The 21,271-nt window shown below is 70.9% G+C and carries 20 protein-coding genes; 11 read left to right on the forward strand and 9 right to left on the reverse strand.

All coding sequences use genetic code 11. From position 1 onward, the window contains the following. Positions 1-74: 74 nt before the first annotated feature. Positions 75-842 carry an alpha/beta hydrolase gene (locus CGL27_RS45665; protein ID WP_119993543.1) on the forward strand — a complete coding sequence of 256 codons (768 nt, stop codon included), beginning with the start codon at positions 75-77 and terminating at the stop codon, positions 840-842. Here CGL27_RS45665 and CGL27_RS45670 read toward each other — a convergent pair. Next, the gene (locus tag CGL27_RS45670; protein ID WP_240450865.1) at positions 833-1,513 is read right to left on the reverse strand and encodes a methyltransferase domain-containing protein; all 681 of its coding nucleotides are present in this window, start codon (positions 1,511-1,513) and stop codon (positions 833-835) included. The two genes, CGL27_RS45665 and CGL27_RS45670, sit on opposite strands and share 10 nt — an antisense overlap. A 240-nt stretch (positions 1,514-1,753) precedes the next feature. Between CGL27_RS45670 and CGL27_RS45675 the strand changes: the two genes are divergently transcribed. Together CGL27_RS45675 and CGL27_RS45680 are read left to right on the forward strand one after the other, a co-directional pair. Next, positions 1,754-2,272 (forward strand): roadblock/LC7 domain-containing protein, encoded by a 519-nt coding sequence (locus CGL27_RS45675; protein WP_119993545.1) that lies wholly within the window; start codon positions 1,754-1,756, stop codon positions 2,270-2,272. Then, a complete protein-coding gene (locus CGL27_RS45680) occupies positions 2,241-3,434 on the forward strand; it encodes a zinc-dependent alcohol dehydrogenase (protein WP_119994875.1) in 1,194 nt (397 codons plus the stop codon). The genes CGL27_RS45675 and CGL27_RS45680 overlap by 32 nt, the downstream gene beginning before the upstream one ends. Positions 3,435-3,486: 52 nt before the next feature. Here CGL27_RS45680 and CGL27_RS45685 read toward each other — a convergent pair whose 3' ends face one another. Next, a complete protein-coding gene (locus tag CGL27_RS45685; protein ID WP_119993547.1) occupies positions 3,487-3,915 on the reverse strand; it encodes a PPOX class F420-dependent oxidoreductase in 429 nt (142 codons plus the stop codon). A 119-nt stretch (positions 3,916-4,034) separates the two neighbouring features. Here CGL27_RS45685 and CGL27_RS45690 point away from each other — a divergent pair, with 119 nt between their 5' ends. Next, on the forward strand, positions 4,035-4,439 hold the full coding sequence (locus CGL27_RS45690; protein ID WP_014057270.1) for a roadblock/LC7 domain-containing protein: 405 nt from the start codon (positions 4,035-4,037) through the stop codon (positions 4,437-4,439). Positions 4,440-4,538: 99 nt separating this feature from the next. Continuing rightward, positions 4,539-5,501, forward strand: coding sequence for a DUF6397 family protein (locus tag CGL27_RS45695; RefSeq protein ID WP_119993548.1), 963 nt, complete (start codon positions 4,539-4,541; stop codon positions 5,499-5,501). A gap of 30 nt (positions 5,502-5,531) precedes the next feature. Here CGL27_RS45695 and CGL27_RS45700 read toward each other — a convergent pair whose 3' ends face one another. After that, positions 5,532-6,434, reverse strand: coding sequence for an acyl-CoA thioesterase II (locus CGL27_RS45700; protein WP_119993550.1), 903 nt, complete (start codon positions 6,432-6,434; stop codon positions 5,532-5,534). 61 nt (positions 6,435-6,495) lie between these two features. Then, complete coding sequence (locus CGL27_RS45705) at positions 6,496-9,024, reverse strand: DEAD/DEAH box helicase (RefSeq protein ID WP_078646067.1); 2,529 nt, start codon at positions 9,022-9,024, stop codon at positions 6,496-6,498. A gap of 136 nt (positions 9,025-9,160) precedes the next feature. On the opposite strand from CGL27_RS45705, the gene CGL27_RS45710 reads away from it, so the two are divergent. After that, positions 9,161-9,952: a metal-dependent hydrolase gene (locus CGL27_RS45710; protein ID WP_078646068.1), complete on the forward strand. Its 792-nt coding sequence runs from the start codon at positions 9,161-9,163 to the stop codon at positions 9,950-9,952. Positions 9,953-9,996: 44 nt separating this feature from the next. Here the strand turns inward: CGL27_RS45710 and CGL27_RS45715 are convergent, their stop codons facing one another. Together CGL27_RS45715 and CGL27_RS45720 are read right to left on the reverse strand one after the other, a co-directional pair. Further along, entirely contained in the window at positions 9,997-11,778 is a 1,782-nt protein-coding gene (locus CGL27_RS45715; protein ID WP_119993551.1) for an ABC transporter ATP-binding protein, read from the reverse strand. Beyond that, positions 11,775-13,667, reverse strand: coding sequence for an ABC transporter ATP-binding protein (locus CGL27_RS45720; protein ID WP_119993553.1), 1,893 nt, complete (start codon positions 13,665-13,667; stop codon positions 11,775-11,777). Before CGL27_RS45720 ends, CGL27_RS45715 begins: the two co-directional genes overlap by 4 nt. 154 nt (positions 13,668-13,821) lie before the next feature. Between CGL27_RS45720 and CGL27_RS45725 the strand changes: the two genes are divergently transcribed. Beyond that, a complete protein-coding gene (locus tag CGL27_RS45725; protein ID WP_203348603.1) occupies positions 13,822-14,562 on the forward strand; it encodes a L,D-transpeptidase family protein in 741 nt (246 codons plus the stop codon). A 125-nt stretch (positions 14,563-14,687) separates the two neighbouring features. Next, a complete protein-coding gene (locus CGL27_RS45730) occupies positions 14,688-16,127 on the forward strand; it encodes a cation:dicarboxylase symporter family transporter (protein WP_119993554.1) in 1,440 nt (479 codons plus the stop codon). A gap of 15 nt (positions 16,128-16,142) precedes the next feature. Here the strand turns inward: CGL27_RS45730 and CGL27_RS45735 are convergent, their stop codons facing one another. Then, positions 16,143-16,583 (reverse strand): MarR family transcriptional regulator, encoded by a 441-nt coding sequence (locus CGL27_RS45735; RefSeq protein ID WP_078646072.1) that lies wholly within the window; start codon positions 16,581-16,583, stop codon positions 16,143-16,145. Between the two features lie 135 nt (positions 16,584-16,718). Between CGL27_RS45735 and CGL27_RS45740 the strand changes: the two genes are divergently transcribed. Beyond that, a complete protein-coding gene (locus CGL27_RS45740) occupies positions 16,719-18,581 on the forward strand; it encodes an ABC transporter ATP-binding protein (protein WP_119993556.1) in 1,863 nt (620 codons plus the stop codon). A 34-nt stretch (positions 18,582-18,615) separates the two neighbouring features. Here the strand turns inward: CGL27_RS45740 and CGL27_RS45745 are convergent, their stop codons facing one another. Together CGL27_RS45745 and CGL27_RS45750 are read right to left on the reverse strand one after the other, a co-directional pair. Next, positions 18,616-19,413, reverse strand: a complete 798-nt coding sequence (locus CGL27_RS45745) for a BTAD domain-containing putative transcriptional regulator (protein WP_119993558.1) — start codon at positions 19,411-19,413, stop codon at positions 18,616-18,618. 175 nt (positions 19,414-19,588) lie between these two features. Beyond that, complete coding sequence (locus tag CGL27_RS45750; protein WP_014057281.1) at positions 19,589-19,786, reverse strand: hypothetical protein; 198 nt, start codon at positions 19,784-19,786, stop codon at positions 19,589-19,591. Positions 19,787-19,964: 178 nt separating this feature from the next. On the opposite strand from CGL27_RS45750, the gene CGL27_RS45755 reads away from it, so the two are divergent. Next, positions 19,965-20,543 carry a DUF4255 domain-containing protein gene (locus CGL27_RS45755; RefSeq protein WP_078646075.1) on the forward strand — a complete coding sequence of 193 codons (579 nt, stop codon included), beginning with the start codon at positions 19,965-19,967 and terminating at the stop codon, positions 20,541-20,543. Continuing rightward, a complete protein-coding gene (locus CGL27_RS45760) occupies positions 20,540-21,265 on the forward strand; it encodes a carboxypeptidase-like regulatory domain-containing protein (RefSeq protein WP_078646076.1) in 726 nt (241 codons plus the stop codon). Before CGL27_RS45755 ends, CGL27_RS45760 begins: the two co-directional genes overlap by 4 nt. Positions 21,266-21,271 lie beyond the last annotated feature (6 nt).

Consider the following 21,271-nt stretch of genomic DNA (forward strand, 5'->3'; position numbering starts at 1 on the left):
TCGCAGGCGCAATACATCGAAGTCGATGTATTGTCTCGGGTGTCCGACGCGATCCGTAAGGCGGGAGTCAGGCCATGCAGCACGCTTCATTCGGCCCGGAGGGGGCCCACATCGGATGGACCGGCACGGCCGGGGCCGGGGACGGTGGCCCGCCGCGGGTCTATGTCCATGGACTCGGCGCGTCATCGGCCGTCTATCACGCCCATATAGCCGCCGTCCCGGCTCTCGCGGGCCGTCGGTCGCTCTTCGTGGACCTGCCCGGCCACGGGATCAGCGACCGCCCCGCCGATTTCGGCTACACGCTGGAGGACCACGCCGACGCGCTGGCCGCGGCCCTCGACGCGGCCGGGGTGCGGGGCGCCAAGCTCATCGGGCACAGCATGGGCGGATCGGTGGCCATCGTGCTGGCGGTGCGCCGTCCGGAGCTGGTGTCGCGCCTGGTGCTCACCGAGGCCAATCTGGACCCGGACCCGCCGCTGACGGCGGGCAGCAGCCGGATCAGCACGTACACGGAGGACGCGTTCGTGCGCGGTGGCGGTTTCGAGGAGACCCTGGAGCGGATCGGGCCGGTGTGGCGGGCGACGATGCGGCTCGCCGACCCGACCGCCCTGCACCGCAGCGCGTGCGCACTGGCCCGCGGCACCCGGCCGACCATGCGGGAGATGCTCCTCGGCCTGGAGATCCCCCGCATGTATCTCGTCGGCGGGAACGGCGAGGAGCTCACCGGGCGCGAGGAGCTGACGGCGGCCGGAGTGACGGTTCGCACCGTGCCCGGAGCGGGGCATAACGTGATGTTCGACAACGCCCCGGGCTTCGCGGCGGCGATCGGGGATCAGCCCTGATCGGACCGATCCGGCTGACCGGTCCGATCCGGCCGGCTGTTCTGCCCCGTCCAGTCGATTTCGCGGACGGCGAGCGCCAGAAAGCCTGTGTCCTCGTCGGTGTACGACTCCAGGCGCCAGCCGGCGCCCGCCAGCAACGGCCGCAACCGGGGCTCCGCCCGCAGGTCGTCGGGGGTGAGGGGGCGGCCGTGGCGGGCGGCGAGAGCGGCTCGTCCCACCGGATGGAACAGCGCGAGCCGTCCGCCGGGGCGCACCACCCGGGCCAGTTCCCGCAAGCCCGGCCCGGGGTCGGCGAGATGGGAGATCAGCCCGGCGGCGAACACCGCGTCGAGGCGGCCGTCGCGCAGCGGCAGCCGCGCCACATCGGCGAGGGCGAGGCCCGCGAAGCCGTCCCGGCCCTGGCGTACGGCGGCGTCCAGCATGGCGGGCGTGAGGTCCACGCCGAGGACGGTTCCCTCGGGGCCGACCGCGGCGCGCAGCGCCGGCAGCGCGCGCCCCGTCCCGCATCCCGCGTCGAGGACCGCGTCCCCGGGGCGCGGCCCGAGGTCGGCGACGGCGGCGGCGTAGGCGGGGCCGTCGTCCGGGAAGCGGCTGTCCCAGTCGGCCGCCCGGGGGGTGAAGAAGTCCCTCACGTCGGCCGCGCTGTTTCCGTGGGAGGGCTCATGTGGCACGGGAACTCCTCGGGACACCTTGGATACGACGGTGAAGCGATGCGATGAGAAAGCAGCCTACGCCCGGATCGAGTGCAGATTCGGACGCTGACCGATCGCTCTGGCATCTGACTCTGTCAAATTTCAACAGGTTCCGTAATGAGCCCCCAAGGTGCACCCCTGCCGGGTCTAGCGTCCCTGGCTCAGGGGGGACCTGGAGCGCCGCCCGGCGCGGCGCATCCCGACCGAGGGAGACCGCCCATGACCAAGCCCCGCAGTGCCGCCGCACGCTCCATGGCCGATCTCGACCGGATCCTGGACGATCTGGTGGCCGAGGCCGGAGGCGCACGCCATGCCGTGGTGCTCTCCCGGGACGGGGCGACCGTCAGCGCGTCCCGTGGGCTCTCCCGCCAGGAGGCCGAGCACCTGGCCGCCGTCGCCTCCGGATTCCACCGCGTCGCCGCGAGCGCGGGGCGCCGGGGGCGCGGCGGCCCGCTCCGGCGGACGATGATCGAGATGGCGGCGGGCCTCCTCTGCGTCGCGGCGCTGGCGGACGGCGCGTGCCTGGCCGTTCTGAGCACCGCGGGTGCCGAGCCGGGCGTGGTCGCCGAGGAGACATCCCGGCTCGTGGACCTGGTGGACCGGCGGCGCGGGCCGTGGTCCCGCCGACGCTTCGGCCGGATCCGCCGGGGTACCCGGAACGTCCCCCGGAAGACCATGCCGACGACCACGGCGAAGGGATGCGGCGATGCGAGCGGTGACCTGGCAGGGCCGGCATGATGTGCGGGTCGAGACGGTGCCGGACCCCATCATCAAGGAGCCGACGGACGCGGTCGTCCGGATCACCACCACCGGGCTGTGCGGCTCCGATCTGCATCTGTACGAGGTGCTCACGCCCTTCATGACCCCCGGCGACATCCTCGGCCACGAGCCGATGGGCATCGTGGAGGAGACCGGTCCGGAGGTGACGCACATCAGCCCCGGCGACCGCGTGGTGGTCCCGTTCCAGATCGCCTGCGGACACTGCTGGATGTGCCGCTCCGGTCTGCCGACGCAGTGCGAGACCACCCAGGTCGCCGAGCACGGCATGGGGGCGGAACTCTTCGGCTACACCAAGCTCTACGGCGCGGTGGCCGGCGGCCAGGCGGAGTATCTGCGGGTGCCGCAGGCCCAGTACGGCCCGATCAAGGTGCCCGAAGGGGTCCGGGACGACCGCTTCGTCTATCTCTCCGACGTGCTGCCCACGGCATGGCAGGCCGTTGAGTACGCGGAGATTCCGCGCGGTGGCACGCTCGCGGTCCTGGGACTGGGCCCCATCGGAATCATGGCCTGCCGGGTGGCGAAGGTCCGGGGGATGGCCGACCGGGTCATCGGAGTGGATCTCGTCCCCGAACGGCTGCGCCGAGCGTGCGGCGACGGTGTCGAGGTCCATGACCTCAATGACTTCTCCCGTCAGGAGGACCTGGTCGAGGCCATCGTCTCGACCACCGGCGGCCGCGGACCGGACGCGGTCATCGACGCGGTGGGGGCGGAGGCCCATGGCAGCCCGCTCGGCCGGACCGCCCAGCGGGTCGCGGGCTTCCTTCCGCGGGACTGGGCCGCCAAGCTCACGGAGAAGACCGGGGTCGACCGGCTGGCGGCGCTGCGGCTGGCCATCGCGCTGGTGCGGCGTGGCGGAACGATCTCCCTCAGCGGGGTGTACGGAGGCATGGCCGATCCGCTGCCGCTGATGACCATGTTCGACAAGCAGATCCAGCTGCGGATGGGCCAGGCGAACGTGCGGCGCTGGGCCGACGACATCTTCCCGCTGCTGACGGACGACGACCCGCTGGGCGTCGACGGGTTCGCCACCCATCGCATGCCGCTGGAGGAGGCACCCCGCGCCTATGAGATGTTCCAGCGCAAGGAGGACGGTGCGATAAAGATCCTCATGCGCCCGTAAACGTCGGATGGGCGGGGTGCGTCATGAAGGAATGGATTTCGGTCGAATCTCGCTAGTCGGTGACGCCGGCGAGCGCGAGTACCTTGTCGATGCGCACCCTGACCAGGAGCTCGCCCGGCACGCCGTTGCGGTCGCCGAACTCCTTCGCCCGGTCCTCGCCCATGTAACGGGCGGCGATCCGGGTCGCCCAGTCGCGGACCTGCTGCAGATCGTCGATGAGTTCGGCCTGGCCCCGCAGCGTGACGAAGGCGAATGGCGGCCTGTCGTCGTCCACGCAGATGGCGACCCGGCCGTCCCGGGCCAAGTTGCGTCCCTTGACCGTCTCCTGACCTGTGTTGAAGAGAAGGTCGTCACCGTCCAGCAGGAACCACACGGGGGCGATGTGCGCGCTTCCGTCGGCCCGCACGGTCGACAGCTTCGCGGTGCGGGTGCCCTCCATGAGGAACTTCTGCCACTGATCCTTGGTCATGTTCTGTGCCATGTCCCCATCCTGCGTCAATCAGCGCACAACCGTGGGGTGCCGGGCGGGGCGGGTTGCCCAGACGGCGGCAGTGAGAAAGGCTGGCACGCAGCTGAAGGGGAATCGGGGAGGAATCGGATATGGCAGTGAACAAGGGGCTCGACTGGTTACTGGACGACCTGACCGAGCGGATCGCGGAGATACGGCATGCGCTGGTGCTGTCCAACGACGGGCTGGTGACGGGGGCGAGTTCCACACTGGTGCGCCAGGACGCCGAGCACCTCGCCGCGGTGGCCTCGGGACTGCACAGCCTCGCCAAGGGGTCCGGGCACCACTTCCGGACGGGCCGGGTGCGGCAGACTATGGTCGAATTCGACGAGGGCGTCCTCTTCGTCACGGCGGCCGGGGACGGCAGCTGTCTGTGTGTGCTCACCGGGCCGGACTCCGATGTGGGGCAGGTCGCCTACGAGATGGCGCTGCTGGTCAACCGGGTGGGGGAGCACCTGGGAGTCGAGGCCAGGCAGGAGACCGGCACACCCGGCTGATGCCGCGCGGAAGTTATCCACAGGCCTGACCGACCCTCTTGCTTCGCGGCTATCGTCGTCACTGTCAGTGATTGAGGCAGTGCGGGGGAGGACGTCGCCATGGCAGTGCGGATGGATCAGGAGCTGCGGGAGAGCCAGGGGCCGTGGAGCCTGGAGTGGCTCGGGGAACCGAGCGTCCCGGGACAGGCGAGCGGGCCGGGAGACCCCGGCGGGCCGGCGGAGCCGGGCGGACCGGGCGAGAGCGTCGCGTTCGGCGTGGCGGCCCGGGCGCTGGGGCTCAGGCCGCGAGAGTTCGAGCTGGCCGTGCAGCTGGGAGAGGTGCGCACCGTCACCACCGGCCTGGGCCGGCGGGTGGCGTGCGAGGAGTTGAGGCGGGTGACCGCCGCCGAGGGCTTCCCGGAGGCGCTCATCGTCCGCCTGCGCGTGGTCGGCACGGCGGAGGGCGCGGAGCTGCTCGGCATCAGCCAGGGCCGGCTCACCCGTCTCGCGCGCGGGGGTTTCTTCGCCCCCGTCCGGTTCTATGTCAATCGCTATCGGGCCGTCGTATGGCTCTATCCGGCATCGGAGCTGACCGAGTTCGCCATCAGGCAGCCGGAGTTGCTGAGCGGCCGCACGCCGCCTGGGCTGAGCGCCGCATTGGCCGCCGGGGAGGACTGGCGGGCCGCGAAATGGCGCGGCCGCAGGACCGGCCAGCTGCTCGCCCAGACCGAGGACCCCTGGGAACGGGCCGCGGTCCTGGCCTCAGTGCTGGGCTCCGTCGAACTGGCCTCGGCCGTGGCCGATTCGTACGAGCGGGCACATCTGCGGGAGCTGCGCCCCGCGCTCGTCCGGATGCGCCCCGAAGCCGGCGCGGTCCGGGACGTCATCGACGCGGTGGTCACGGCCGACGACCCACGAGAGATCCGGCGCTATCGGGCCGCCCTCGCCTCCTCACTGGGCGATGCCCGCCGGGCCCGGCCGGCGCCGCGCCCGGACGCCGCGGCGGAGCGACCGCCAGCGGACCGCACCCGGGCTCCGGGCCGCCCGCGGAGCCTGTGGCAGAAGCTGGTCGGCGGGCGATGAGACACGGCGCGGCACACACCCCGGGGGCGCTCAGCCGCCGTCGACGGCTCCTCCGGCGGCACCTTCGGCGGGCCTCAGCGGGCGGAACAACCCCTCTTGCACCACCGACACCAGAAGCCGGCCCGCGCGGTCGTAGATCCGGCCGCGTGCCAGTCCCCGGCCGCCCGTGGCCACGGGCGACTCCTGGTCGTAGAGAAACCACTCATCCGTGCGGAACGGCCGGTGGAACCACATGGCGTGATCCAGCGATGCCATGTCGAAGCCCCGTGGGCCCCACAGCGGCTCGACCGGCATCCGCACCGCGTCCAGCAGCATCATGTCGCTCGCATAGGTGAGCGCGCAGGTGTGCACCAGCGGGTCGTCCCCGAGCGGCCCCACCGCGCGCATCCATACGGCGCTGCGCGGCTCCACGCCCTTGAGCTCCTCGTCCGTCCAGCGCAGCCGCTCCACATAGCGGACGTCGAAGGGCTGTCGGCGCTCCATGCGGGCGAACGCCTCGGGGAGCGCTCCCAGATGGGAGCGGACCTCGTCGGCGAGGCTCGGCAGACCTTCCGGCCCGGGCACCTCGGGCATCGGCAGCTGCTGCTCGATACCCGGTTCAGGAGAATGAAAGGAGGCGGTCAGATTGAAGATCGTGCGACCCTGCTGGATGGCGACGACCCGGCGGGTGGTGAAGGAGCGCCCGTCCCGGATTCGCTCCACCTGGTACACGATGGGCACGCCCGGCCGACCCGGCCGCAGGAAGTACGCGTGCAGCGAGTGCACCGGACGCAGCCCGTCGGTGGTCCGCCCGGCGGCCACCAGCGCCTGGCCCGCCACCTGCCCGCCGAACACCCGCTGCAGCGACTCATCGGGGCTGAGGCCGCGGAAGATGTCCTGCTCGATCCGTTCCAGATCGAGCAGATCGACCAGGCGCTCGGCGGGATTGGTCATCGGTGGTGCTCCTTCACTGAGGGGGCCGTGCCGGTCCTCGGCATGGACCGCGTCCAGGAGGCTACAGTTGGCCCACGTCGGTGACCCGGACCACCGCCCGGCCCTCCTCGTCCGAGGCGGCGAGATCCACCTCCGCCGAGATGCCCCAGTCGTGGTCGCCGTTCGGGTCGTCGAAAGTCTGCCGCACCCGCCACAGGCCGTGCTCGGGGTCCTCCTCGATCAGCAGCAGCTTCGGCCCGCGGGCCTGCGGTCCGGTGCCGAGCTCCTCGTACTCCTCCCAGTACCCGTCCATCGCCTCCGCCCAGGCATCCTCGCCCCAGCCGGAGTCCGCGTCCATCTCCCCGAGCTCGGCGACCTTGTCCAGAGCGGCCAGCTCCACCCGGCGGAACATCGCGTTGCGCACCAGTACGCGGAAGGCGCGGGCGTTCGCGGTGACCGGCCTGACCTGGTCGGCGCGCTCCTGCGCCTCCTCCGCCGACTCGTCCTCCGGGTTGGCCAGCTGCTCCCACTCATCCAGGAGGCTGGAGTCGACCTGCCGCACCATCTCGCCGAGCCAGGCGACGATGTCCTGGAAATCGTCGGACTTCAGGTCGTCCGGCACGGTGTGGTCAAGGGCCTTGTAGGAGCTGGCCAGATAGCGCAGCACAATGCCCTCGGTCCGCGCCAAGTCGTAGAACGAGGTGAACTCGGTGAAGGTCATCGCCCGTTCGTACATGTCGCGGATCACCGACTTGGGCGACAGCGGGTGGTCGCCGACCCAGGGATGGCTCTTGCGGTAGAGCCCGTACGCATGGAAGAGCAGCTCCTCCAGCGGCTTGGGGTAGGTGATGTCCTGGAGCCGCTCCATGCGCTCCTCGTACTCGACGCCGTCCGCCTTCATCGCGGCGACCGCCTCACCACGCGCCTTGTTCTGCTGCGCCGCCAGGATCTGCCGGGGATCGTCCAGCGTCGACTCGACGACCGAGACCATGTCCAGGGCGTAGGAGGGCGATTCGGGGTCCAGCAGCTCGAAGGCGGCCAGCGCGAAGGTGGACAGCGGCTGGTTGAGCGCGAAGTCCTGCTGCAGATCCACCGTCAGCCGGACGATCGGGGCGGCCCCGTCCGCACCGTCGGCGCCCTGTGGCTCCACCTGCTCGACCACCCCGCCGTCCAGCAGCGAGCGGTAGATCGCGATGGCCCGGCGGATGTGCCGCAGCTGGTTCTTGCGCGGCTCGTGGTTGTCCTCCAGCAGGCGGCGCATCCCCTCGAAGGCGTTGCCGGGCCGGGCGATGACCGACAGCAGCATCGCGTGGGTGACCCGGAACCGGGAGGTGAGCGGCTCGGGTTCGGAGGCGATGAGCTTCTCGAAGGTGTTCTGGCCCCAGTTGACGAAGCCCTCCGGCGCCTTCTTGCGGACCACCTTGCGGCGCTTCTTCGGGTCGTCCCCGGCCTTCGCGAGCGCCTTCTCGTTCTCGACGACGTGCTCGGGCGCCTGGGCCACCACAAAGCCCGCGGTGTCGAAGCCGGCCCGGCCGGCCCGGCCCGCGATCTGATGGAACTCCCGGGCCCGCAGCGTCCGCACCCGCTGACCGTCGTACTTGGTCAGCGCGGTGAACAGGACGGTGCGGATGGGCACATTGACGCCTACGCCCAGGGTGTCCGTACCGCAGATGACCTTGAGCAGCCCGGCTTGGGCCAGCTTCTCGACCAGCCGCCGGTACTTGGGCAGCATGCCCGCATGGTGCACGCCGATCCCGTGCCGGACGTAACGGGACAGATTCCGGCCGAACTTGGTGGTGAACCGGAAATTGCCGATCAGCGAGGCGATCTCGTCCTTCTCGGCGCGCGAGCACATATTGATGCTCATCAGCGCCTGGGCCCGCTCGACCGCCGCCGCCTGTGTGAAGTGCACGATGTAGACCGGCGCCTGCTGCGTCTCCAGCAGCTCGGTCAGCGTTTCGGTCAGCGGCGTCGTCCGGTATTCGTAGCTCAGTGGCACCGGCCGGGTCACGGACCGCACGACCGCGGTGGGCCGCCCGGTGCGTCGGGTCAGATCCCCCTCGAACCGGCGCACATCACCGAGCGTCGCCGACATCAGGATGAACTGCGCCTGCGGCAGCTCCAGCAGAGGGATCTGCCACGCCCAGCCCCGGTCCGGCTCCGCATAGAAGTGGAACTCGTCCATCACCACCTGGCCGATATCGGCGTCCTTGCCGTCCCGCAGGGCGATGGACGCCAGCACCTCGGCCGTACAGCAGATGACCGGCGCGTCCGCGTTGACCGACGCGTCCCCGGTCAGCATCCCGACGTTCTCGGTGCCGAAGAGCTTGCACAGCTCGAAGAACTTCTCCGATACCAGGGCCTTGATCGGCGCGGTGTAGAAGGTGACCTGGTCCCGGGCGAGCGCGGCGAAGTGGGCGCCGGCCGCCACCAGGCTCTTGCCCGATCCGGTGGGGGTGGACAGGATGACATTCGCCCCGGACACCACCTCGATCAGCGCTTCCTCCTGGGCTGGGTACAGCGAGATGCCCCGCTCTTCGACCCAGGTGGAGAACGCCTCGAAAAGTGCGTCGGGGTCGGCGTCGCTCGGCAGCTGATCGATAAGAGTCACGCACCTATACTGCCTGGTTTCCCCGCCGGGACGGGAACCGGCTGTGCGGACGAAGATCGCCCGCCGCTAGGCTGTGCCGGGCCGAAGCAGTCAACTCCCGCACGGAAGCGGGAAAGAACAGGGGCGGGGTACGACCATGATGGGACCGGCGCATTCGCTGTCCGGAGCGGCGGCCTGGCTGGGGGTGGGGGCGGCGGCCGCGGCGGCCGGCCACTCGATGCCCTGGCCGGTGCTGGTCGCCGGCGCGCTGATCTGCGCGGGAGCGGCGCTCGCCCCCGACCTCGACCACAAGGCGGCGACCATATCGCGCGCCTTCGGGCCCATCTCAAAGGGACTGTGCGAGGTGATCGACAAGCTCTCGTACTCCGTCTACAAGGCGACCAGGAAGCAGGGCGACCCGCGCCGCTCGGGCGGCCACCGCACCCTCACCCACACCTGGGTATGGGCGGTGCTGATCGGCGCCGGAGCCTCGGCGCTCGCCATGGTCGGCGGGCGCTGGGCGGTGCTGGGCATCCTCTTCGTGCACATGGTGCTGGCCGTCGAGGGGCTGCTGTGGCGCGCGGCCCGGGTCTCCAGCGATGTCCTGGTATGGCTGCTCGGCGCGGCCAGCGCCTGGATCCTCGCCGATGTGCTGCACCAGCCGGGCAACGGCTCGGACTGGCTGTTCACCGCACCGGACCAGGAGTACCTCTGGCTCGGCCTGCCGATCGTGCTCGGCGCGCTGGTCCACGACATCGGGGACGCGCTCACCGTCTCCGGCTGCCCGATCCTGTGGCCCATCCCGATCGGCCGCAAGCGCTGGTACGCGCTCGGCCCGCCGAAGGGGATGCGGTTCCGGGCCGGCAGCTGGGTCGAGTTGAAGGTGCTGATGCCGGTCTTCATGCTGCTGGGCGGCATGGGTGGACTGGCCGCCCTCGGCATCATCTGAATCCCGGACGGTACCGGGGTGGCCGCGCCAGGGCGCGGCCACCCTCACTGATGCCAGGAGCGCCACAGCGCGGCGTAGGCCCCGTCCGCCGCGACGAGTTCGTCATGGCTGCCCAGCTCGGTGATCCGGCCGCTCTCGACCACGGCGATCACATCCGCGTCATGCGCGGTGTGCAGCCGATGGGCGATCGCGACCACGGTCCTGCCCTCCAGCACCCGCCCCAGCGACCGCTCCAGATGGCGCGCCGCCCGCGGGTCCAGCAGCGAGGTGGCCTCGTCCAGCACCAGCGTATGCGGGTCGGCCAGCACCAGCCGGGCCAGCGCGATCTGCTGCGCCTGTGCGGGGGTGAGCGCGAGACCGCCCGATCCGACCTCGGTGTCCAGGCCCTCGTCCAGCGCGCGGGCCCAGCCGTCGGCGTCCACCGCGCCCAGCGCCGCCCACAGCTCGGCGTCCTTGGCGACGGCGCGGGCCAGCAGCAGATTGTCACGCAGCGAGCCCACGAAGACATGGTGCTCCTGGTTGACCAGGGCCACATGTTCACGGACCCGCTCGGCGGGCATCCGCGCCAGCTCCGCCCCGCCCAGCGTCACCCGGCCGGTGCGTGGCGAATAGATCCCGGCCAGCAGGCGCCCCAGGGTGGACTTCCCCGCCCCGGACGGGCCCACCAGCGCCAGCCGCGTCCCCGGCGGCACCTTCATGGACACCTCGTGCAGCACATCGCTGCCCTCGTGGTATCCGAACCGCACCTCGTCCGCCCGCACCTCACGGCCCCCGGGAACCACTCCCTTGTCGGCGGGGCCCTCCTCGATCTCCCGCACCCCCACCAGCCGGGCCAGCGAGACCTGCGCGACCTGCAGCTCGTCGTACCAGCGCAGGATCAGCCCGATCGGCTCGACCAGCATCTGCGACAGCAGCGCCCCGGTGGTCAGATCGCCGATCGACATCCAGCCCCGCATCACACAGACGCCGCCGATCATCAGCACCGAACCGGTGATCAGCGTGTAGCTCACATTGATCACCGGGAAGAGCACCGAGCGCAGCCAGAGCGTGTACCGTTCCCACGCCGTCCACTGCTTGATGCGCAGCTCGGACTGGGCGATCCGCCGGTCGCCCAGCCGGTGGGCCTCGATGGTCCGCCCGGCGTCCACGCTCTCGGTGAGGGACGCGGACACCGCCGCGTAGCCGGCCGCCTCCGAGCGGTAGGCGCTCGGCGCGCGGCGGTAGTACCACCGACAGCCGACCACCAGCACCGGAAGCGCCACCAGCACCGCGAGCCCCAGTGGGGGAGCGGTCAGGGTCAGCGCGCCGAGCAGCAGCCCGGTCCACACCACGCCGATGGCCAGCTGCGGCACGGCCTCGCGCATCGCGTTCGCCAGCCGGTCGATATCGGTGGTGATCCGGGACAGCAGATCTCCGGTCCCGGCCCGCTCCAGCACCCCCGGGGGCAGACCCACCGACCGTACGAGAAAGTCCTCCCGCAGATCCGCCAGCATTTCCTCGCCCAGCACCGCCCCGCGCAGCCGCACCATCCGGACGAACACGGTCTGCACCACCAGCGCCGCCGTGAACAGCGCCACGATGCGGCCGATGTGGAGGTCCTCCTCGCCCTGGGAGAGGTCCTCGACCAGGCCCCCCAGCAGCTGGGGGCCGACCATGGAGGCGATCACCGCGGTCGCGTTCACGACCATCAGCACGGTGAACGCGGCCCGATGCCGCCGCAGCAGCTCACGCACATAGGCCCGTACGGTGGTGGGTGTGCCGACCGGCAGCGTCGTCGCCGACTCCGGTGCGGCCGGGTCATAGACGGGCGGTGCCACGCCGATCATGCCGACTCCTCGATCTGTTCCTCGATCCGTCCGATGTCCTTCAGGCCGTGTCCGGCCGGCCCGGCGCCCCGCACGGCGGCCTCGTCCTCCGTCTCGCGGGTGACGACCGCGCGATACGCGGGATCGGTGCCCAGCAGCTCACGATGGGTGCCCACCCCCGCCGCCTCGCCGTCGGGCACGAACACCACCCGGTCGGCCCGGTCCAGCAGCAGCGGGCTGGAGGTGAGCACGATGGTCGTCCGGCCCGCCCGCAGCCGCCGCACGCCGTCGGCGATCCGCGCCTCGGTGTGCGAGTCCACCGCGGAGGTCGGCTCGTCCAGCACCAGCACCTCCGGATCGGTCACCAGCGAGCGGGCCAGCGCCAGCCGCTGCCGCTGGCCGCCCGACAGCGAGCGGCCACGCTCGGTGATCCGGGTGCGCATGGGGCCGGCGCCATCCGCCTCGGCCGCCGACGCCTGCGCCAGCGCGTTCAGGACATCGCCGCACTGGGCCGCCTCGAGCGCCTTCTCCGCCGTGACCTCGCCGGACCTCGGCACATCCAGCAGCTCGGCCAGCGCCCCCGACAGCAGCACCGGATCCTTGTCCTGCACCAGCACCGCCGCGCGCGCCGCGGTCAGCGGCACCTCGTCCAGGGCGACCCCGCCCAGCAGCGCCGACGGTGCCCCGCCGGGGTCCCCGTCGCCCGGGCCGTTGTGGGTGGGGTGCCCGCCGAGCCGGTCGGCCAGCCGCCCCGCCGCGTCCGGGTCGCCGCACACCACCGCGGTCAGCAGCCCGCTGGGCGCCAGCATCCCGCTCGCCGGGTCGTACAGATCCCCGCCGAGCGGCGCGGTGGCCTCCTGCACCTTTCCGCGCTCGTCGCCGTCCACGGTGGCCGCGCCCTCGCTGTCCGGGGAGGAGCGCCGCAGCGCCAGCACCCGGGCCGCGCGCCGCGCCGAGGGCCGGGAGAAGGAGTACGCCATGGCGATCTCCTCGAAGTGCCGCAGCGGGAAGAGCAGAAAGGTCACCGCGCTGTAGACGGTGACCAGCTCGCCCACCTCGATCCGTCCGTCGCGGGCCAGCGACGCCCCGTACCAGACGACACCGATCAGCAGCAGCCCCGGCAGCGCGACCTGCACGGCCGCGATCAGCGCCCACATCCGCGCGCTGCGCACCGCCGCGATCCGCACCTCCTGCGAGGCATGCCGGTAGCGGCCCAGGAACAGCTCCTCCCCGCCGATGCCCCGCAGCACCCGCAGCCCGGCCACGGTGTCCGAGGCCAGCTCGGTCGCCCGGCCCGCCTTCTCCCGCTGTTCATCGGCTCGGCGCGCCGCGCGCGGCAGCAGCGGCAGCACGGCCAGCGCCAGCGCGGGCACCCCGACCGCCACTACCAGTCCCAGCGCCGGCTGGTAGAGAACCAGGGCCACGCAGACCGCGACGGTGGTGATCGCGGCAGCCGTGAAGCGCGAGAGGGCCTCCACAAACCAGCCGATCTTCTCGACATCGCCCGTGGAGACGGCGACGACCTCACCGGCCGCCACCTTCCGGGTGAGGGCGGAGCCCAGCTCCACCGCCTTGCGGGCCAGCAACTGCTGCACCCGTGCCGCCGCCGTGATCCAGTTGGTGACCGCCGCGCGGTGCAGCATGGCGTCCCCCAGCGCGGTGAGCACGGTGAGCCCCACCATCAGCGCTCCGGCCATCGCCAGCCGGGAGCCGGAGCGGTCCACGACCGCCTGCACGCCGAAGCCGATGGCGATGGGGAAGGACACCAGCGCGCCCATATGCACCAGACCCCAGAGGGCCGCCTTGATCTGCCCGCCCAACTGATTCCGGCCCAGCCAGAAGAGGAACCGCGGACCTGACCGTACGTCGGGTCGGCCGGGGTCGGGATACGGAAGATCGCGAATGTGCATGACGTCCCAAGGTCGGGCGGGCTGAGGAGGGCTGGTAGGAGACGTGAAAGGTTGACGTTCTCACGGTGCGGAGTTCAACTGGTTTTCCCGGGAGCGGCCGGAACACGCCAATCCCGCATAGGGCACTGTCCTACGCAGGTGGGACCATGGGGACATGCGAATCTCCGGCACGATGTCCATGCGCGCGGCGGCCGCGGCCGCCGCGGCCCTTGTCCTTCTCACTGCCTGCGGCGACGGCGGCGGGGACAGCGGTGGTGACAAGGGTGGAAACTCGGGCAAACAAGCGCTGCGCAGCGGGGCGCCCGCGCCGGATCCCACGCGCATCCCGGATGTGGGGGACACGCTCCAGTCCCGGATCCCGGACCAGTCCCGTCAGGTCGTGGCGGTCTACGGCAAAGGGGTGAACTCCGCGGACGCCACCGTGGTCCTCTACACCAAGCAGGGCAAGGCATGGGAGCGGACGCGCAGTTGGACGGCGCACAACGGCAAGCGCGGCTGGACGACGAGCCATCACGAGGGCGACAAGCGCAGCCCGGTCGGCGTCTACACGCTCAGCGACGCGGGCGGGGTGCTGCCCGACCCCGGCGCCCGGCTGCCGTATACCGCCTCCGGTTCCTTCGCGGCGCCCCACTACTGGCCCAAGTCCCACTGGACGGACTTCAACTACGTCATCGCCATTGACTACAACCGGGTCAAGGGCGCCTCGCCGCTCGACCAGACCCGGCCCGAAGGGCAGAGCAAGGGCGGCAGCATCTGGCTGCACATGGATCACGGCAGCGGCACCTCGGCCTGCGTCAGCCTCTCCAAGTCCGGTATGGAGTATCTGCTGAAGAACCTCGACCCCAAGCTGCACCCGGTGGTGGTCATGGGGGACAAGGCGCATCTGGCCGCCTGAGCGCGGCGCCAGGGTTTTCCCGGCTGTTACACGGATCTCATCGGCGGAAACGTGCGCTCGCCATAGTGGGCGCCGCGCGGAATCAATCTTCCGCATCCCAGAAGTCCCGCCCCGGAGGAGATTCCGTGCCGCATTCCGTATCAGCGCCTTCGGTTCCCCGGCGCGTAGCAAGACTGCTGCGTACTTCCCTGTTCGCGCAGGTCGCCTGCGCCCTCGTGCTCGGTGTCGCGGTCGGCCGGCTCTGGCCGGACGTGGGCACGGCCGTTCAACCGCTCGGCGACGGCTTCGTCCGCCTTATCAAGGCGGTGATCGCGCCCCTCGTCTTCTGCGTGGTCGTCGGCGGTATCGCCAAGGCCGGGGACTTGAAGGCGTTCGGGCGAATCGGGCTGAAGGCGCTGATTTGGTTCGAGGTGGCCACCACCGTGGCGCTGGTCCTCGGTCTGCTCGCCGCCAATCTGGCCGGGCCGGGCACCGGTATGCATATCGATCCCGCCTCGCTCGACAGCTCGGCCGTGGACGAGCAGACCGGCGGCGGCCATCTGCCGTCGACGGATCAGTTCATCCTGGAGGCCCTGCCGGACAGCGCGGTCGGCGCCTTCGCCGAGAACTCCCTGCTCCAGGTGCTGGTGCTGGCCTGTCTGGTGGGCGCGGCGGTATTGCATCTGGGCAAGACCAAGGTGCCCGCGATCCTTTCGGCCGTCGACCAGGCCCAGGGGGTCGTCTTCGCCGTTGTCGGCTTCATCATGCGGCTCGCGCCGCTGGCCGTCTTCGGGGCCATGGCCCATCTCGTCGGAGAGTACGGCCTGAAGGCCCTGTCGACGTACGGAGAGTTGATCGCGCTGTGTTATGGCGTCGCACTGCTCTTCCTGGTCCTGCTCGCCGTCGCCCTCAAGGCGATCACCGGGCTCAGTCTCTGGAAGTTCGTCAAGTACACCCGCGAGGAGATGCTGCTGGCCCTCGGTACCGCGTCCAGTGAGACCGTCATGCCGCGCATGATGCAGAAGCTGCGCGCCGCGGGGTGCCGGGAGGACGCGGTGGGCCTGGTGCTGCCCACCGGATACTCCTTCAACCTCGACGGTGCCTCGATCTATCTCTCCATGGGCACGCTGTTCATCGCCCAGGCGGTCGGGGTGGACCTGAGCCTGGGGCAGCAGATCACCGTCATCCTCGTACTGATGCTCACCAGCAAGGGCATGGCCGGAGTGCCGGGTTCCGCCTTCCTCGCGCTGTCCGCCACCGCCTCGGCCCTCGGGGTGATCCCGGCCGCCGCCGTGGCCCTGCTGCTGGGGGTGGACCGGATCATGGATTCGATGCGGGTGGCCACGAATCTGCTCGGCAACTGCGTCGCGGTCTTCGCCGTCTCGCGCTGGGAGGGCGCACTGGATGCGCGGAAGGCCCAGCGGGTTCTCTCGGGCGAGGAGGCGGCCGAGGGGGCGGCGGCTCAGGAGGCGACGCCCGAGGGGGCGGCGGCCGAGGAGGAGAAGACGGCTGAGGAGAAGGACTCCGTCGCCCAGGCGGGGGCCGGCCGGACCGAGTCCGCGGGCAGTGTCTCCCGCCGCGGCTGAAGGGTCCGGACCACCTCAGCAGCGGTGGTCCGGGGTGCCGGAGAGGGTGTCCAGCAGATCGCCCAGCGCGTCGCGCTGCTGATCACTGAGCGGTGCCAGGATGTCCTCCGCGGCGGCTCGGCGGGCCTCGCGCAGCGCGCGCAGCGTCGCCCGCCCGGTGTCGGTGAGCTCGATGCGCACCACCCGGCGGTTGGACGGATCCGGTACGCGGCGCACCGAGCCATGCGCCTCCAGGGCGTCCACCAGCGTGGTCACGGCGCGCGGAACCACCTCGAGGCGCTGCGCCAGGTCCGCCATCCGCGGCGGCTGGTCGCTGTGGGAGACGGTGCGCAGCAGGCGGGACTGGGCGGGGGTGATGCCCAGTGGTTCCATATGGCGCATCTGGGCGCGATGCAGTCTGCGGGTCAGGCGCAGCAGCTGCTCCGCGAGGAGGCCGGATGTCTCGGGGGTGGGCATGATCGGAGTTTATCAGGACCCGGTTCATTGTGAGTATAGGTAACAATGAGCTATGCTCTCAAAGCCCGCGCCGCCGCGATCACGGCTCGACCATGCCGTCACTCGCGGCGGTCTCCCTGACTCCAGAAGGAGCCCATGCACCCCGACACACCACCGTCATGGACCCCGTCCGACCAGGAGCCCGAGCGGCCCGCCCAAGTGCGGCGCATCCTCCGGCTGTTCCGTCCCTACCGCGGCCGCCTCACCGTGGTCGGCCTGCTGGTCGCCGCCTCCGCGCTGGTCTCGGTCGCCACCCCGTTCCTGCTCCGGGAGATCCTCGACACCGCCATCCCCGACGGCCGCACCGGGCTGCTCACCCTGCTCGCCCTCGGCATGATCGCCGCGGCCGTCGTCAACAGCGTTTTCGGCGTTCTGCAGACCCTGATCTCCACCACCGTCGGCCAGCGCGTCATGCACGATCTGCGCACCGCCGTCTACGACCGGCTGCAGCGCATGCCGCTCGCCTTCTTCACCCGCACCCGCACCGGCGAGGTGCAGTCCCGCATCGCCAATGACATCGGCGGTATGCAGGCCACCGTCACCTCCACCGCGACCTCGCTGGTCTCCAACCTCACCAGCGTGGTCGCCACCGTCGTCGCGATGCTCGCGCTCGACTGGCGGCTGACCGTCGTCTCGCTGCTCCTGCTGCCGGTGTTCGTCTGGATCAGCCGTCGGGTCGGCGCCGAGCGCAAGAAGATCACCTCGCAGCGCCAGAAGCAGATGGCGACCATGTCCGCGATGGTCACCGAGTCGCTGTCGGTGAGCGGAATCCTGCTCGGCCGCAGCATGGGCCGGTCCGAGTCGCTCACCCAGCAGTTCGCTGAGCAATCCGAGCGCCTCGTGGGCCTGGAAGTGCGCTCCAACATGGCGGGCCGCTGGCGGATGTCCACCATCGGCATCGTCATGGCCGCCATGCCCGCGCTGATCTACTGGGCCGCGGGAATCGCCCTCCAGGCCGGTGGCCCGGCCGTCTCCATCGGCACGCTCGTCGCCTTCGTCTCGCTCCAGCAGGGGCTGCTCCGGCCCACGGTGAGCCTGCTGTCCACCGGTGTGCAGGTGCAGACCTCCCTCGCCCTCTTCGCCCGCATCTTCGAATACCTCGACCTGCCGATCGACATCACCGAGCCCGCCGACCCGGTGCGGCTGGAGAAGGTGCGCGGCGAAGTCCGCTTCGACGGCGTCGACTTCCAGTACGACGGCACGGCCCCCGGCGCATCGAAGGGCGGCCCGTCGAAGAGCGCGAAGGGCGGCTCGTCGAAGGGCACCCTGCGCGGCATCGATCTGACCGTTCCCGCGGGCGGCAGCCTGGCAGTGGTCGGACCGACCGGTTCCGGCAAGACGACCCTCAGCTATCTGGTGCCCCGGCTCTACGACGTGACCGGCGGCCGGGTGCTGCTCGACGGGGTGGACGTCCGCGACCTCGACTTCGACACCCTCGCCCGGGCCATCGGCGTCGTCTCCCAGGAGACCTATCTCTTCCACGCCTCCGTCGCCGAGAACCTGCGCTTCGCCAAGCCCGACGCGACCGATGAGGAGATCGTGGCGGCGGCCGAGGCGGCCCAGATCCACGACCACATCGCCTCCCTCCCGGACGGCTATGACACCCTCGTGGGAGAGCGCGGCTACCGCTTCTCCGGCGGGGAGAAGCAGCGTCTGGCCATAGCCCGCACGATTCTGCGCGACCCGCCCGTCCTCATCCTCGACGAGGCCACCAGCGCCCTGGACACCCGCACCGAGCAGGCCGTTCAGCAGGCCATCGACGCCCTCTCGGCCGGTCGCACCACGATCACCATCGCCCACCGGCTCTCCACCGTGCGCGACGCCGACCAGATCGTCGTCCTCGACGGCGGCCGAGTCGCCGAGCGGGGCACCCACGAGGAGCTGCTGGCCAGGGACGGACGCTACGCGGCACTGGTGCGGCGCGACACCCACCTGGCGCCGGTGGTCCCTGCCGTCTAGTCCGTCTGGTCCGCTGGTCCGCGCACCGCGCCCGTTACGCGGGCACGGTGCCCGCAGGGGCCGATGTGTCGGTGCCCTGCGCCGGGGCGTCGCTCGCCGGGCGGGAGACGATCCGACGCGCCGGGGGTTCTGGGGCGGCACCCCCAGGTGGCACCAGGTTTCTCAGTGTCGGGGAGGGCTCCAGGCCCAGCTCGTCGAGCAGGACGCGGCGGCATTGCTCGTACTGCCGCAGTGCCGCGCCTCTGTTGCCGGCCGCGAGATGCGCGTTCATGAGCACGCGATGAGCGCTTTCCCGCAGGGGCTCCGCGCGTACGGCGGCGAGTCCGGCGGCGACGGCCTCGCCGTGGCGGCCCGCCGCCGTCAGCCGTTCGGTCATCGCCTCCAGGGCGTACAGCCGCAGTTCGTGGTACTGCTCCTGCTCGACCAGTACCCACTCGTTCTCCGACCATTCGGGTAAGAGGTCGGCCGAGAGGTCCTCCCTCATCTGCGTGGTGAGGATGTCGTCGCAGGGGTGTGACATGTCGAGCAGCCGGTGTGTGCGCGTCGCCGCCGCGTGGATGTCCACGGTGATGTGCTTGCAGATCGCCAGTTCCTGTGCGGACGCGTCGATGACCTGATGTCCCGTTCGCGTGGCGCGCCATAACGACGATCGGAGGTTGGCGTTGGCGCGGGACGCCGTGACGTCCGGCCACAGCGTGCCGGCCACGTAGGTCCGGCTCCGTGGCATGTTCTGCAGGGCGAGGAATGCAAGAAGGCGCTGGGCGCTGGAGGATATCGGAACGCGTTTGTGATCGACCGACAACGCGAAACTCTTGAGCAGTCTCAACGTCATGACATGGTCTTCTGCGCTCATCGGCCCCCCGGGGCGATATTGGCTTCAGCGACCCATCCCATGCGTCCCATCGGGATGCCCTAAAGCCATGTTACGAGCAGATCATGATCGTGTGTCCGGCCTTCCCGCTAAAGGACGCTATATGGCCAGGCATCACCGGGACGTCGCGACAACGTCACCTGTCGGGCTCGATGAATTGATCGAGCCAGGCGCGCACGGCGGTGAGCGCGTCGTCGACCGCGCTCACCGCGGTGGGGGGCGCCTGGTGCCGGTCCTCCGTCCGCACGATGCGAGCACGGAATCCGTCCGGCCTGCCGCCTTCCACCCAGACCCGGAGGATCAGGACACCGGTCCGTTCTGAGGGGATTTCCATGAAAAGAAGATATGCCTCCCCGTGTCACCTCGGCGTTGTCGATGTGTGTCCGGATTCGTCATCGGCGGCAGCGAAAACGGACCGGTGACGCTCGTGTGATGAGCGCATCGCGGTCCGGCCACGCCGGGACCGGCATTCTCTCGGAGCACGCTTTCGAGCGCGGAGAGGGGGGATTCGCATGGGGGACTTCGGCGTCATCGCCGACGTCTCGACGGTCATCGTGGAGAGCCTGACCCAATCCCTGCGCGGGCTCAGCCAGGTGGAACCGCCGATCGCGGAACTCAACGACCTCTCCGAGACGGTACAGACACCCCCGCCGAAGCTCACGGTGTTCCTCTACGAGATCGCCGAGGACCCCACCTCGCGCAACCGGCCGCCGGTGCGCTCCCAGCCACCCGACCCACCGACCACCCGCAAGCCGCCGATGGCCCTGCTGCTGCGCTACCTGGTCACCCCCTGGGGCGGCGACCAGGCGACCCAGCACCGGATGCTCGGACGGGCCCTGCAGACCTTCTACGACGACGCGATCCTGGACGGCGTACAGCTGTCCGGCAGCCTGGCGGCGAGCACCGACTCGCTGCACCTCAGCCTGACCCCGCTCACCTTGGACCAGAAGTCCTGGGTCTGGTACGCGATTCAGAAGCCGTACCGGCTGTCGCTGAACTACGAGGTCCGCGTGGTCAACCTGGACTCCGCCATCGAGATCCCGGTCCGCCCGGTGCACAGCCGGGTCATCAGCGGGACGGGGATGCCATGAGCCGCTTCGTACCGCTGGAGCGGTCGACGCTCCACAGCCCGGTCTGGTTCATCCCCTTCGACGACTACGCCCGGCGGGTGCACGGCGCCGGGGTGACGGTCCGGCTGGACCGCTACGAGGACGGCGGCTGGCTGCCGCTGGACGACATGGCGGTGCGCACCCCCAGCGCCGCCTTCGCCTATCCGGGTCTTGGCCGGTGCGCCGAGCCGTGGGCGGCCCGGCCACGGCGCCACCGGGCCCGCTTCGCGGCCGCCGGCTACCAGCCGCTGTACCCGGCCGACGGCCAGCCGTTCTCGGCCGCCCTGATGGGCGTCGAGTTCCTGGTGTACCCGTATGACGACGCCCACCCGCCGCCGGTGGTGACCGAGCCGCGGCTGGTCCGGCTGCTGCCGAGCGTCTCCTTCCCCTACCCGCCGGGTCTGCGCACGGTGCACGGCGCCGTGGTCGACGCGGTCACCCGGGCGCCGGTCGCGGGCGCGCTGATCGAGGCCAGGGGACGGACCAGCCGGGACCTGACGCCATGGCACGAGCGCACCCTGTCCGACGCCGCGGGCGCCTTCCGGCTGGCCCTGCGGTGGGAGGGCGAGAAGGCCGACGAACACGCCGTCGAGGAGACATTCCGCCTGCAGGCCACCGAGCGGCCGGGCCGGACCGGATCGCTGGTCGTGCGGCTGCCCCAGGACATCGAGCGCCGGCACGTCATAGAGATCCGCGAGAGTTAAGGAGCC

Source organism: Streptomyces sp. 11-1-2 (assembly GCF_003595545.1).
GTDB classification, from domain to species: Bacteria; Actinomycetota; Actinomycetes; order Streptomycetales; family Streptomycetaceae; genus Streptomyces; species Streptomyces hygroscopicus_B.